The 12,668-nt window shown below is 63.3% G+C and carries 12 protein-coding genes; 5 read left to right on the top strand and 7 right to left on the bottom strand.

The features are described 5' to 3' along the window. Window positions 1-53: 53 nt before the first annotated feature. Window positions 54-584: a hypothetical protein gene (locus tag BM154_RS12210; protein ID WP_074883896.1), complete on the top strand. Its 531-nt coding sequence runs from the start codon at window positions 54-56 to the stop codon at window positions 582-584. Here the strand turns inward: BM154_RS12210 and BM154_RS12205 are convergent, their stop codons facing one another. Next, window positions 585-1,715 (bottom strand): M14 family metallopeptidase, encoded by a 1,131-nt coding sequence (locus BM154_RS12205; RefSeq protein ID WP_074883891.1) that lies wholly within the window; start codon window positions 1,713-1,715, stop codon window positions 585-587. It abuts the gene before it with no gap. 137 nt (window positions 1,716-1,852) lie between these two features. On the opposite strand from BM154_RS12205, the gene BM154_RS12200 reads away from it, so the two are divergent. Continuing rightward, complete coding sequence (locus BM154_RS12200) at window positions 1,853-2,248, top strand: hypothetical protein (protein ID WP_074883888.1); 396 nt, start codon at window positions 1,853-1,855, stop codon at window positions 2,246-2,248. Between the two features lie 854 nt (window positions 2,249-3,102). Here the strand turns inward: BM154_RS12200 and ahpF are convergent. Next, window positions 3,103-4,656: an alkyl hydroperoxide reductase subunit F gene (gene ahpF / locus BM154_RS12195; RefSeq protein WP_074883887.1), complete on the bottom strand. Its 1,554-nt coding sequence runs from the start codon at window positions 4,654-4,656 to the stop codon at window positions 3,103-3,105. Window positions 4,657-4,892: 236 nt separating this feature from the next. Then, window positions 4,893-5,456 carry an alkyl hydroperoxide reductase subunit C gene (gene ahpC, locus BM154_RS12190; RefSeq protein ID WP_070881569.1) on the bottom strand — a complete coding sequence of 188 codons (564 nt, stop codon included), beginning with the start codon at window positions 5,454-5,456 and terminating at the stop codon, window positions 4,893-4,895. A gap of 192 nt (window positions 5,457-5,648) precedes the next feature. Between ahpC and BM154_RS12185 the strand changes: the two genes are divergently transcribed. Beyond that, window positions 5,649-6,437, top strand: a complete 789-nt coding sequence (locus tag BM154_RS12185) for a substrate-binding periplasmic protein (RefSeq protein WP_074883879.1) — start codon at window positions 5,649-5,651, stop codon at window positions 6,435-6,437. Window positions 6,438-6,521: 84 nt separating this feature from the next. Beyond that, window positions 6,522-7,718 carry an MFS transporter gene (locus tag BM154_RS12180; protein ID WP_074885321.1) on the top strand — a complete coding sequence of 399 codons (1,197 nt, stop codon included), beginning with the start codon at window positions 6,522-6,524 and terminating at the stop codon, window positions 7,716-7,718. Here the strand turns inward: BM154_RS12180 and BM154_RS12175 are convergent. Together BM154_RS12175 and BM154_RS12170 are read right to left on the bottom strand one after the other, a co-directional pair. Continuing rightward, a complete protein-coding gene (locus BM154_RS12175; protein ID WP_074883877.1) occupies window positions 7,715-9,016 on the bottom strand; it encodes an FAD-dependent oxidoreductase in 1,302 nt (433 codons plus the stop codon). The genes BM154_RS12180 and BM154_RS12175 overlap by 4 nt on opposite strands. A gap of 36 nt (window positions 9,017-9,052) precedes the next feature. Beyond that, window positions 9,053-9,481, bottom strand: coding sequence for a 3-isopropylmalate dehydratase (locus BM154_RS12170; RefSeq protein WP_074883872.1), 429 nt, complete (start codon window positions 9,479-9,481; stop codon window positions 9,053-9,055). A gap of 159 nt (window positions 9,482-9,640) precedes the next feature. On the opposite strand from BM154_RS12170, the gene BM154_RS12165 reads away from it, so the two are divergent. Next, complete coding sequence (locus BM154_RS12165) at window positions 9,641-10,570, top strand: DMT family transporter (RefSeq protein ID WP_074883869.1); 930 nt, start codon at window positions 9,641-9,643, stop codon at window positions 10,568-10,570. A gap of 113 nt (window positions 10,571-10,683) precedes the next feature. Here BM154_RS12165 and BM154_RS12160 read toward each other — a convergent pair whose 3' ends face one another. Both BM154_RS12160 and BM154_RS12155 read right to left on the bottom strand, forming a co-directional pair. Next, window positions 10,684-11,124 (bottom strand): HIT family protein, encoded by a 441-nt coding sequence (locus BM154_RS12160; RefSeq protein WP_074883867.1) that lies wholly within the window; start codon window positions 11,122-11,124, stop codon window positions 10,684-10,686. A gap of 74 nt (window positions 11,125-11,198) precedes the next feature. After that, a complete protein-coding gene (locus BM154_RS12155; RefSeq protein ID WP_074883864.1) occupies window positions 11,199-12,482 on the bottom strand; it encodes an MFS transporter in 1,284 nt (427 codons plus the stop codon). Between the last annotated feature and the right edge of the window lie 186 nt (window positions 12,483-12,668).

Here is a 12,668-nt window from a genome sequence, read left to right as displayed (position 1 = left end):
CTTGAGTGGCACAGGCCTTGCTGAGCTACATGCTCACGACAAGGAGGCCCGTCATGAGCATCATTGGATCATTCAATCCCTACACCATGGCCACGTCCCTGCAGCGCACCCGCGCCGAGGAGCTGGAGTTCAAGAAAAGCAGCGATGCTGCGCTGCTAATCGAGCCCGGCAAGCCGCGGGAAAACGGGCAGGTCGCACCGACGTTCAAGAGCGATGCGTCGAACGCCCACCAGCAGGCCTACGATGAAGCCTTCGCGCGGATGCTGATTACGCTCAACAGCACGGTCAACCAGTCAAGTGATGGCGATGCGCAGAGCGCAGGCGCACTTTCGGCCAGCGACGACGCGAAAGCCCTGGCCAAGCCGAGCGCCGTCGACGAGTTCATGGCCTACATGAACATGACGCCGGCTGAGAAGATGCGCGACAAGATCCTCAAGGAGGTCGGCATGACCGAGGACGAGCTTGAGAACCTGCCGCCTGAGCAGCGTGCCGCAGCCGAACGGGAAATCGCCGAGAAGCTGCAGACGCTTCAGGAGCTGCAGGCCGCGCAGGATGAACCAGGCAGCCTGCACGAACACGCCTGATCAGCGCAGACGATCGACCATCTGGCCAATCACGCCGAGCATGTCGGCAGCCAGCTTCATCGAGCGCTCGCCGTTCCAACCGGTCTGAGGATTGGGGGTATCGTCATGATCCTTGAACGGCATCTCCAGGGTGAATGACAGGCAGTCGAACTCCTCGCCAACCGCGTTGCAGGCCAGGTTGAGGTTGGCCTTGCCCGGTGCGCTGCGCGGGTAACCGAAGCGGGTCTGAAACTCGGCGCCGCTGTCCACCAGGCGCTGGCGAAACTCGCTCTCCAGTGCCTCCAGGCGCGGCGTGAAGCCGGGGTTGCCTTCGCAGCCGGCGGTGAACACGTGGGGAATTTCCTCGTCGCCGTGGATATCCAGAAACAGGTCCACGCCGATCTCGCGCATCGCCTGCTGCACGAACAGCACTTCCGGGCTGCGCTCGGCGCTCGCCGACTGCCAGGCACGATTGAGGTCCTGCCCCGCCGCATTGGTGCGCAGGTGACCGCGGAAGGCGCCATCGGGGTTCATGTTAGGCACCAGGTACAGGTCGGCCTGTTGCAACAGTGCATCCAGTTCGCTGTCAGCGGAGTCGCCCAAGCGCCTGATGATGCCCTCCATGAACCACTCGGCCATGTGCTCGCCCGGATGTTGCTGGGCGATGATCCACACCTTGCGCGTCGCGCTGGCATGGCGATGCACGCGCAGCAACTCGATGTCGCGGCCCTCGAGGCTGCGCCCGCGGGCCTGCAGCTCGACACCTGGCAAGGCCAGCGCCTTGTCGATCAGGGCGGCGTGGCGCTCACGACTGTAGGGTTCGAAGTAGGCGAACCAGATCTGCTCGTGCTCGGGCTCCAGGCCAAAATGCAGCCCGCCATCCTCGAAGCGGCTGGGCACCCGGAACCAGGTCTGCTGATCGTAGGATGCAGCGGCGTTATAGCCCGTCCAGGCATGGCTGTATGCGGACTGCCCGGCATTGGTGATGCTGAAGTCATGGCGCGTGCCCGGCGTCAGACCCTCGACATGGAAATGGAACCACTGGAAGTGATCGCTGTTGAGATCCTTGCGCATGGCCAGCAGCACCTTGTGCGGGTTGCTGGCGTCCTGCACGAGGATGTTGCCGCTGTCGAAATCCGAGCTGATCTTCATGGCTGTTCTCGTTGCTGTGTTCACGGTGGCCGCAGCATCGCAGGTTCCCGACGCCGAGGAAATGCACACACGACGATTGCAGCGCGCGGTGCTGCACCGCACACTGACGCCTTCCTTTATCGAGAACCGGAGCCAACGTGTCCCTAGCCGATGACCAAAATCGCCAGCACGTGCTGGACGCCGCCGACGCCCTGGACTGCACGGTCTACCGCCCGGACGAAGACGACCTGGACGCCGAGGAAGAGGATCTGGGCGATGCCAAGGTACTGTTCACCGGCCCATTCGAGCCGCCCCAGGAATGGGATGCCGACGAGCGCGAGGATTACTTCGACGGTACCGACCCGGCGCTGTTCGTCACCGCGCTGATCGCCTGCGAAGCCAAGCCCGGCTCCAAGGCCTTCTTCGCCCCCCAGGCCGGCGACCTGCTGGCCGCCATGAACGCCGGCAAGGTGGAGATGTACTTCGTTTGCGAGCGCCTGGACGATGAGAACGGCAGCAGTTACGTGCTGATTCGTGACGAAGACACCGACTGAGTCGGGCGTATGGCAGGAAGAAGGCTCTTCGCATAATCTCAGTAGCGTCAGTCTTGGCACCGTACTGGCAAATCAGTGTGTCGTGTCGTTAGGTGTTTAGACGCCACTGCGTTGTGTGCAGAAACTCCCTGTTTCGCCCCCTCGGGCGACTCACTTTTCTTTGAAGTGCGCAAAGAAAAGTAAGCAAAAGAAAGCGCACCCCATCATCCGGCCCCGACTGCGCCGGGGTTCGTTCGCTCCATCGTCGCTCCGAGGGTCGGCTTACAAGGGCCATCCCTGGCCCTTTAAGCCTCTCGCGGCATCCATGCCGCTCGCCCCTCTACGCAACGATTCCACTCACCCTCCTGAAGGGGACAATTCGCGCGCCTGCACGAACGGGGCTTACGGGAAGTAACCTATAGTTGCATCCAGGTCAGCCCAGGGCTGATCTCATGCCCAAGCCCACAAAGCTCCGTGAATTGCCTCCGGTTCAGCGGACGGGAAGAGCCCGTCCAGGAGGGCGAACGCAATCGTCGTGGAAGAGGTTGAGCGGCATGGATGCCGCGAGAGCCGCGATGGGCCATGGATGGCCCTTCGCGGCGGGCCTCTGGAACGGCGATGGAGTGAGCGAACCCCGGCGTAGCCGGGGCCGGATGATCGGGCGGAGGGTTTTGGTTACTTTTGCCCGCAAAAGTGACTCGCCCGGAGGGCGAAACCGGAGACGTCAGTAGACGTAGATAAGCAGCTTGAGCGCGGAAAACACCCGCGCACTCACACAACCTTGCCAGTCCGGTGTCACCCCGCATGCTCCCCCAAGCTCTGCGGAACACAAAAAAACGGGCCCGCTAGGCCCGTTTTTCATGTGCAGCGGCGGATCAGCTACGAATCAGATGATCGAAAGCGCTCAGCGATGCCTTGGCGCCCTCGCCCACGGCGATGACGATCTGCTTGTACGGCACCGTGGTCACGTCGCCAGCGGCGAAGATGCCTGGCAGTGAGGTTTCACCACGGGCGTCGACGATGATCTCGCCGCGGTCCGACAGCTCTACCGAGCCCTTGAGCCATTCGGAGTTGGGCAGCAGGCCGATCTGCACGAAGATGCCTTCCAGCTCTACCGGGATGAACTCGTCGGAGTTGCGATCCTTGTAGACCAGGCCGGTGACTTTCTGGCCGTCGCCTTTCACTTCGCTGGTCAGGGCGCTGGTGATCACCTTGACGTTGGGCAGGCTGTAGAGTTTCTTCTGCAGCACGGCGTCAGCACGCAGCTTGCTGTCGTACTCGAGCAGGGTGACTTCGGCAACGATACCGGCCAGATCGATGGCCGCTTCCACACCGGAGTTGCCACCGCCGACCACCGCCACACGCTTGCCCTTGAACAGCGGGCCGTCGCAGTGCGGGCAGTAGGCCACGCCCTTGTTGCGGTATTCCTGCTCGCCCGGCACGTTCATTTCCCTCCAGCGCGCGCCGGTGGAGAGAATCACGGTCTTGGCCTTCAGGCTGGCACCGCTCTCGAACTTCACTTCGTGCAGGCCGCCGGCGCTGGATGCCGGGATCAGCGCGCTGGCGCGCTGCAGGTTCATGATGTCGACTTCGTACTGCTTGACGTGCTCTTCCAGGGCGCGGGCCAGTTTCGGGCCTTCGGTCTCCTGCACCGAGATGAAGTTCTCGATGGCCATGGTGTCCAGCACCTGACCGCCGAAACGCTCGGCGGCAACGCCGGTACGGATGCCTTTGCGGGCGGCGTAGATGGCTGCCGCGGCGCCGGCCGGGCCACCACCGATGACCAACACGTCGAAGGCCTCCTTGGCATTCAGCTTCTCGGCATCACGGGCCGAGGCACCGGTGTCGATCTTGGCGAGGATCTGCTCGGCGTCCATGCGGCCCTGGCCGAACAGTTCGCCGTTGAGATAGATGCTCGGCACCGACATGATCTGCCGGGACTCGACTTCGTCCTGGAACAGTGCGCCGTCGATGGCGACGTGGCGGATGTTCGGGTTGAGCACAGCCATCAGGTTCAGCGCCTGGACCACGTCCGGGCAGTTCTGGCAGGACAGCGAGAAATAGGTCTCGAAGTTGAATTCGCCTTCCAGGTTCTGGATCTGCTCGATCACTTCGGCCGCCAGTTTCGATGGGTGGCCACCCACTTGCAGCAGAGCCAGCACCAGCGAGGTGAACTCGTGGCCCATCGGCAGGCCGGCGAAGCGCAGGCTGATGTTGCCATTCGGGCGGTTCAGGGCGAACGACGGCACGCGAGCGTCGGTGCCATCGGTTTTCAGGGTGATCTTGTCGGTCAGGCTGACGATATCGTCGAGCAGGCCTTTGAGCTCCTGAGATTTGTCGCTGTCATCGAGGGACGCGACGATCTCGAACGGCTGGCTGACCTTTTCCAGGTACGCCTTCAACTGGGTTTTAAGGGTTGCGTCCAACATATACGAGTCCTCAATGACGAAATTCGGGCAATAAAACGCCCGGACGGGTTACGCCCGGGCGTTCGGGCACCTTTAAAGCCTGTTGGCTTGTAGGTGGAAAATGGGATGTAGCGCGTCGCGAGCGACTGCAGTGCGAGGCGAAATCAGGCGAGGGCGCGGAGTTTACGAGCTGTAATGAGCAGCCCGAGCCTGATTTCAACGAAACAATGCCTAGCGCAGTAGCGCTACGCCCATTTTTAGATCTTGCCGACCAGGTCCAGGGAAGGAGCCAAGGTCTGAGCGCCTTCTTTCCACTTGGCTGGGCACACTTCGCCCGGGTGGGCAGCGGTGTACTGAGCGGCTTGCAGCTTGCGCAGGGTCTCGGCCACGTCACGAGCGATCTCGTTGGAGTGGATTTCGACGGTCTTGATCTGGCCTTCCGGGTTGATCACGAAGGTGCCGCGCAGCGCCAGGCCTTCTTCAGCGATGTGCACGCCAAAGGCATTGGTCAGCTGGTGAGTCGGGTCGCCGATCAGCGGGAACTGAGCCTTGCCAACGGCCGGCGAAGTTTCGTGCCATACCTTGTGCGAGAAGTGGGTGTCGGTGGTGACGATGTACACTTCGGCGCCAGCCTTCTGGAAGGCTTCGTAGTTGTTGGCGGCGTCTTCGATCTCGGTCGGGCAGTTGAAGGTGAACGCAGCGGGCATGAAGATCAGTACCGACCACTTGCCTTTCAGGCTTTCCTCGGTGACTTCGATGAATTTGCCATTGTGGAAGGCATTGACCTTGAACGGCTGGACTTGAGTGTTAATCAAAGACATCTGTGAACTCCTTCGAGGGTTGAAAAATTTACAGGAGGGATAGTAGCCCCTTATGGGTCAGAGAGCCCATTGATTGAAAGCATCAATCCAATAAGCTGTGTCAATCGAACCACATAAAAAGCCTTTTAAAACAGTAATCTGAAAATTTCGTGCTCTGCAATGGGCGAACGTTCAGCATACCGCGAGCGACCGATGACCAGATTTCAGACCACCTCTTTGTGCGACACCACCTTTTCCCGCCTGGTTCGCCGCTATCTGGCGTATCCGCTCGCCCTGGCACTTGCCCTGATGAGCGGCATCTGCAGCGCAGGGCAACCACCGCTGCGCTTTTCCATCATCGAAAGCGGCGTCATGCCCATGGCACAGATCCGCGACGGTCAGGCAGTCGACGGCATTCTTCGCGATCTCTCCCTGGGCGTGGCCGCCAAGGTCGGTCGTCAGGCCGAGCTGATGGTGCTGCCGCGCATGCGTGTGCATCGCGCGCTGATCAACCGGGAGATCGACGTGCGCTGTTACGTCAACCCGAAGTGGCTGACTGATGTCTATCCCGGTTACCTGTGGAGCGCCCCGTTCATGGTGCAGCGTGATCTGCTGGTCAGCCGTTCCGAACAACCGATTGCTCCCGAGGCGCTTGGTGCACAGTCCATCGGCACGGTACTGGGCTTCAACTACCCCACCCTCGACGCCTTGTTCGCCAGTGGCACATTGAAGCGTGATGATGCCCGCACCCAGGGCCTGGTACTGCGCAAGCTGGCAGCCGGACGTTACGATTATGCGGTCAGCAACGAGCTGGCCCTGCTGTGGTTCAACCGGGGCCGCAGCAGCGCTGACCAGCTTCATGAAGTGCACGAGCTGACCCGCGATGAGGTGGCCTGCCTGGTGCGCGATGCGCCGGACATGCCGACCCGGGCGCTGCTCGAGGCGATGCGGCAGATGCAGGACAGTGGCGAGTTCGCGGCCATCCTGCAGCGTTACCGTTGACCTCGGGCGGCGCCGAGGTTTTCTCGGCCGGCCAATGCGTGAATAATGCCCCGCCTGTTCGCCGCCCCCCAGATGAGGTACACCATGAGTGGCTCTGCCCACGCCGCCCCGCGCCTGAGCGCCGGAGCGATCCTGCTGATCGAACTGGCCCTGGCGCTTGGTGGTTTCGCCATTGGCACCAGCGAATTCTCCATCATGGGTCTGATGCCCAACGTGGCCCAGGATCTGGGCGTCAGCGAACCCCAGGTCGGCCATGTGATCAGCAGCTACGCCCTGGGCGTGGTGGTGGGGGCGCCGATCCTCGCGATGCTGGGTTCGCGCCTGCTGCGCAAGCACCTGCTGTTGCTGCTGATGGGCGTGTTCGCGATCGGTAACCTGGCCAGTGCTCTGGCACCAGACTACCTGTCGCTGCTGGTGTTTCGCTTCTTCGCCGGCCTGCCCCATGGCGCATACTTTGGGGTCGCCATGCTGGTCGCCGCTTCGATGGCTGCGCCGCACAAGCGCGCCAAGGCGGTGAGCAGGGTGTTGATGGGCCTGAGTGTGGCCATTCTGGTCGGCAACCCGCTGGCCACCTGGCTGGGGCAGAGCGCCAGTTGGCGCTTCGCATTCGCCCTGGTCAGCGTGATTGCCCTGGCCACCGTGGCGATGATCGCCCTGCTGTTGCCCCTGGATCGCAGCGAGGTGCGCAGCAGCCCGATCAGCGAACTGCGTGCCTTCAACCGCGCACCGATCTGGCTGGCCCTGGGCATCGGCTCGATCGGCTTCGCCGGCATGTTCTGCGTGTTCAGCTACATGGCGCCGACGCTGCTGGAAGTCACCCGGGTCAGCCCGGGGATGATCCCGGTGGCCATGGCGGTGTTCGGTGTCGGCTGCATTCTCGGCAACATGGCCGGTGGCTGGCTGTTCGATCGCCTGCGCTTCAAGTCGGTGGCCTGGATCCTGCTGTGGAGTGCGCTGGTACTGCTGGTGCTGCCAACGGCCAGCCAGTCGATCTGGACGATGCTGCCGGCGATTCTCGCCCTGGGCACCATCGCCGCGCTGTCGCCCGCCCTGCAGACCCACCTGATGGATGTGGCGACCGGCGCCCAGACGCTGGCCGCGGCATCCAACCATGCAGCCTTCAACATCGCCAACGCCCTGGGCCCGTGGCTCGGCGGCCTGGCGATCAGCGCCGGTTTCGGCTGGACCTCGACGGGCTACATAGGCGCGGCAACCGCGGTCGCCGGTCTGCTGGTGTTCGTCTGGGCCTGGCAGGTGCAGAAGGCCGAGACGGCTGCCTAGACCGAGGTCGCTTCCAGCACCGGCTGTGCGGGAGCAGGTTTGCGCCAGGCATGCAAGGGCGCAGCGCCGTTACCCGAGAACAGCCAGCCGGTGCGCGCGCCGACCAGGGTAGTCACGGCGTGCTGGCGCCCCATGGGCAGGTGCCGGGCCAGGAACAGGGCGGTGTCGCGCAGCACCGCCAACAGGCTGCTGTGTGACTGGAACAATGGCGTCAGCAGGCGGCTGGCCTGGCGGTAATAACCCAGGTGGGCGCGGCGCACAGCGCCATAGGCGGCAAAGCAGGCGGCAGGATCGGCAGACTGGCCAATGCCGCAAGCGCCCAGAGCATCACCCAGGGCCACGGCATCGACCAGCGCCATGTTGGCGCCCTGCCCCAACTGAGGGCTCATGGCGTGGGCGCAATCGCCGATGGCCAGCACCCGGCCGTCATGCCACTGCTGCATGCGCACGTCGGCGTAGCTGGCCAGCATCAGCCGCTCGGGCGTGTCCAGCGTGTGCAAAAAGGCCTCCGCCGGTGCACCGGCCAGTTGGCGCACGGAATCTTTCCAGGCCTCCAGGCCAGCCTGCTGCCAGGCACCATGGCTGGCCACCGGCAGGCTCCAGAACAGGCTGCTCAGGCGCGTGTGACGGTCGGCGTGGGTACAACCGGTGGGCATTATGCCGAACATCTGCGAGCAGCCACGGTACCACTGGCGCAGGTCCGTGGAGTCGGCGCCCTCGGGAGTCGGCACGATGCTCCACAAAGCGCCCCAGGGATAGGCCTTGACCGTTTGCCGCACCTGCATCTGCGCGCGTAGCTGCGAACGGGTGCCGTCGGCCAGAATAAGCGCCGCATGTTCGCCCAGCACCGCCTCATTGCCCTGGCCATCGTCGCTGAGCAGACGCACGTGGCTGGGCAACTGCACGAAGCGGGAAATGCTGATACCGGTACGCAGGTTCACCCCGGCGGCACGCGCGGCATTGAGCAAAGCAGTCATCAATACGCCGCGGTGAATACCGAGCCCAGAGGAATCGGCCTGCCAGTGGGCATAGCGGGTGTCGAGAATCACCCGTTGCGCGCAAGCCGAGGTGCCGAACAAGCGGCTGATCGGCGCGCCGAGGTCGGTGCATTCGTCGAGCAAACCGAGATGACGCAAGGCCGCGAGCCCCGAGGGCTGGAGCAGAATGCCGGCACCCACCGGCTGCAGCTCGGCGACCCGTTCGTAGAGGGTGACCGACCAGCCCTGGCGAGCCAGCAGGATGGCGCTGGCCAACCCTGCGGTGCCAGCGCCAACGATCGCAATGGGTAAATCCTTCACGGGCACATCCTGTGCGGTATCGAGTGGCGGACGATTCTACCTCGCCTGCTCGGGAAGAATGTCGAAGCCGCCACGATTCTGACTGACGATGCGCAGATTGGCCACGCCGCCCGCCTCAACCTTCACCAGCACCTCGCGGTTGAGGCGTCCCTTGCCGCATAGGGTCTGGTCTTCGCTGTCGGCAGCGATACCGACGATGCGATTGCCGGCCGGTACCTGAAAGCGGCCCCGTTCGCCGACCGCGATGCGCGCCGCGAGCTTGCGGTCGACCATTACGGCCACGTAGCAGCCGCCGCCCATCAGCCCCAGGTCACGGGTGACCACCACTTCGCCGCCGCCCTGCACCGGCGCCTGATAAGCACGCAGGCGCTCGGTCGGGATATCGGTGACCTTGTCGGAATCGGCCTGATAGGACGAGCAACCGGCCAGGGCGAGCAGAGGCAGTACGGCGTAGATCAGACGCATGGGTTCTCTCCGAATAATCACGGGGGCATCGAGCGACAGGCTCTGCTCACAGACAAGCACATTGCCATAAGCGTGCAATAAATCCATCGCCATGCACGCGCTGGCTTGCACAACTCGGCAGCACCATAATGGCGCCCCACATCTCGACGAGCGACCTTCATGGACACGCGCAAGAACATCGACGGCCTGGCCGGCGGCCTGATGGTTGGCCTGTGCATGATCTGGGGCATGCAGCAGGTGGTGCTCAAGGCCGCCGCCGAGGACGTGGCGCCGGTGCTGATGCTCGCCCTGCGCTCGGGTATCGCCGCCCTGCTGGTGGCTCTGCTGATGCTCTGGCGACGTGACGGACTCGGCGTGCGCGCCGGCAACTGGCGGCCCGGGCTGGTGGTCGGTTTTCTGTTCGCCCTAGAGTTCATGCTGGTTGGCGAAGGGCTGCGCCATACCAGCGCTTCGCACATGGTGATCTTTCTCTACACGGCGCCGATCTTCGCGGCGCTGGGGTTGCAATGGCGGCTGCCTGCCGAACGCCTCAAGCCCCTGCAATGGTTGGGTATCGGCATCGCCTTCATGGGTATCGTGGTGTCATTCGCCGGGCGCTCCGGCGGCGTGGAGGCGGCAGATGCCGGCCGCCAGCTGTATGGCGATTTTCTCGGCTTGCTTGGCGCCATGGCCTGGGGCGCAACCACCGTGGTGGTGCGCAGCTCGCGGCTGTCCAACGCGCCGGTCACGCAGACGCTGTTCTACCAGTTGCTCGGCGGCTTCGTGCTGCTGATCATGGTGTGCGCCTTGACCGACCAACTGCGTTTCAAGCCCACCCCGATTGCCGTGGGAGGCCTGATATTCCAGGCGCTGCTGGTGTCGTTCGCCAGCTTTCTGGCCTGGTTCTGGCTGCTGCGCAACTACCTGGCATCGCGCCTGGGCGTGCTGTCGTTCATGACACCGATGTTCGGCATCCTGTTCGGCGTGGTGCTGCTGGGCGAGCCGCTGGAAACCAACTTCATTCTCGGCGCCCTGCTGGTGCTGTGCGGCATCCTGCTGGTCAGCGGCTACGAGTGGCTGAGCCAGTGGCTCAAGCGGCGTGCGCGGTAAGAATACAGTGCAGCGCTAGGCATCATGAGGACAACCTGTGGGAGCGGGCGAGACGCCTAAGCCATACCCGCCATTTTCGCCCCGGTGGCGCGCTCCCACTGATGCCGCTTCGCTCAGGCGTTCTGGAAGCGCTTGACCAGCCTGGCCTGCAGCTTTTCCAGCTCGGCCGGGTCGGCCTTGCCACTGGCGTGTGCGTGCAGCCCCTGCTCGCTGAAACGCGGAATCACGTGCATGTGGATATGGAACACCGTCTGCCCGGCAGGCGCGCCGTTGAACTGGGCAATCTGCACACCATCGGGCTGCAGCTCGTCGGCCAGCACGCGGGCCACCTTTTGCACGGCCAGGGTCAACTTGGTCAGGCTGTCTGTGTCGATTTCCAGCAGGTTGCGCGCTTCGGCGCGCTTGGGAATCACCAGGGTGTGGCCGAACGACTGCGGGAACAGATCCAGAAAGGCCAGCACGTCGTCGTCTTCATACAGCTTGTAGCAAGGCATCTCGCCGCGAATGATCTTGGCGAAGATGTTCTGCGAATCGTAATCGCCGTAAAGGCTCATGGGCTTCTCCATCGCGTTATAAACGTGCTCGCACCATACCGGCTCGGCCGGCTGGTGCGAAGTAGCCTGCGTTCTCAACGACCCCTGCGTAGAAGAACCAGGCCGATGATCACGCCTACGCCACACAGGGAAATCAGGTAATAGGCAGGGCCCAGCGGGCTCCACTTGACCAGCAGTGAAACCGCCACTGGCGTCAGCCCACCGAATACCGCGTAGGACATGTTGTAGGAGAACGACAGGCCGCTGAAACGCACTGGCGCCGGGAAGGCATGCACCATCACGAAGGGCACCGCACCGATGGTGCCGACGAATAAGCCGACCAGCGCATACAGCGGGAACAGCCACTGCGGGTTGGCGTGCAGGCCGCTATAGAAGAACCAGGCACAGATGGCCAGCGCGCTGCAGCCGACCACCAGCACCCGGCCGGCGCCAATACGGTCACACAGGGCGCCGCTGATGATGCAACCGATGCTGAGCATGACGATGGCAAGGCTGTTGGCCTTCAGTGACGTGACCGCATCGAAGCCGTAGAGGGTCTGCAGGAAGGTCGGCGTCATCAGGATCGCCACCACGATGCCGGCCGACAGCAGCCAGGTCAGCAGCGCGGAAATAGCCACGCTGCCACGATGATCACGCACCACGGTTTTCAGTGGCAGTTCCGCGGCCAGGGCCTTGCGCTGCTGCATCTCGGTGAACACCGGGGTTTCATGCAGCCACTGGCGCAGATACATGGCGAACAGACCGAAGACGCCGCCGATCAGAAACGGTACGCGCCAGGCCCAGTCCAGCACCTGCTCGGCGGTGAACACGCTGTTGATCAGCGTGGCCATCAGCGAGCCGAGCAGGATGCCGGTGGTCAGGCCACAGGTCAGGGTGCCGCAGGCGTAGCCGATATGGCGTGCCGGCACGTGCTCGGAAACGAATACCCAGGCGCCGGGTACTTCACCGCCAATCGCCGCGCCCTGGATGATGCGCATCAGCAGCAGCATCAGCGGCGCGAGAATGCCGATCTGCGCATAGGTCGGCAGCAGGCCCATGATCAGGGTCGGCACCGCCATCATCAGGATACTCAGGGTGAACATGCGCTTGCGGCCGATCAGGTCGCCGAAGTGCGCCATGATGATGCCGCCCAGCGGGCGTGCCAGGTAGCCGGCAGCGAAGATGCCGAAGGTCTGCAGCATGCGCAGCCAGTCAGGCATGTCCGGCGGGAAGAACAGCTTGCCGACGATGGTGGCGAAGAACACGTAAATGATGAAATCGTAGAATTCCAGGGCGCCGCCGAGTGCGGACAGGGACAAGGTCTTGTAATCGCTACGAGTCAGGGGCCGGCCGGGTGCCGACGAGGCTGCAGAATGCATGGAAGGATTTCTCGGAGGTCTACGGAACCGCGGTGCGCTTGGCCCGCGGGGCGCTCACGATAGCAAATTCGTGACCCGAGGACAGCGCCGTAAAGAAGCAGAATCGGCCCTGACCGGGAAATTGTATGCGTATATTTCAGGAAACCGACAGGTTGTGATGGAGAAAATGAGCCCTCGCCGGGTCAT

Source organism: Phytopseudomonas argentinensis (assembly GCF_900113905.1).
GTDB lineage: Bacteria > Pseudomonadota > Gammaproteobacteria > Pseudomonadales > Pseudomonadaceae > Aquipseudomonas > Aquipseudomonas argentinensis.
Note: the sequence above shows the minus strand (reverse complement) of the source record. Positions and strands in the feature narration are given on the sequence as shown.

Coding starts and splice junctions, on each gene's coding strand:
- BM154_RS12160 (WP_074883867.1), bottom strand. CDS start 11,124: ATGAGCCTTTACGGCGATTACGATTCGCAGAACATCTTCGCCAAGATC.
- BM154_RS12165 (WP_074883869.1), top strand. CDS start 9,641: ATGGACACGCGCAAGAACATCGACGGCCTGGCCGGCGGCCTGATGGTT.
- BM154_RS12210 (WP_074883896.1), top strand. CDS start 54: ATGAGCATCATTGGATCATTCAATCCCTACACCATGGCCACGTCCCTG.
- BM154_RS12180 (WP_074885321.1), top strand. CDS start 6,522: ATGAGTGGCTCTGCCCACGCCGCCCCGCGCCTGAGCGCCGGAGCGATC.
- ahpC (WP_070881569.1), bottom strand. CDS start 5,456: ATGTCTTTGATTAACACTCAAGTCCAGCCGTTCAAGGTCAATGCCTTC.
- BM154_RS12205 (WP_074883891.1), bottom strand. CDS start 1,715: ATGAAGATCAGCTCGGATTTCGACAGCGGCAACATCCTCGTGCAGGAC.
- ahpF (WP_074883887.1), bottom strand. CDS start 4,656: ATGTTGGACGCAACCCTTAAAACCCAGTTGAAGGCGTACCTGGAAAAG.
- BM154_RS12155 (WP_074883864.1), bottom strand. CDS start 12,482: ATGCATTCTGCAGCCTCGTCGGCACCCGGCCGGCCCCTGACTCGTAGC.
- BM154_RS12170 (WP_074883872.1), bottom strand. CDS start 9,481: ATGCGTCTGATCTACGCCGTACTGCCTCTGCTCGCCCTGGCCGGTTGC.
- BM154_RS12185 (WP_074883879.1), top strand. CDS start 5,649: ATGACCAGATTTCAGACCACCTCTTTGTGCGACACCACCTTTTCCCGC.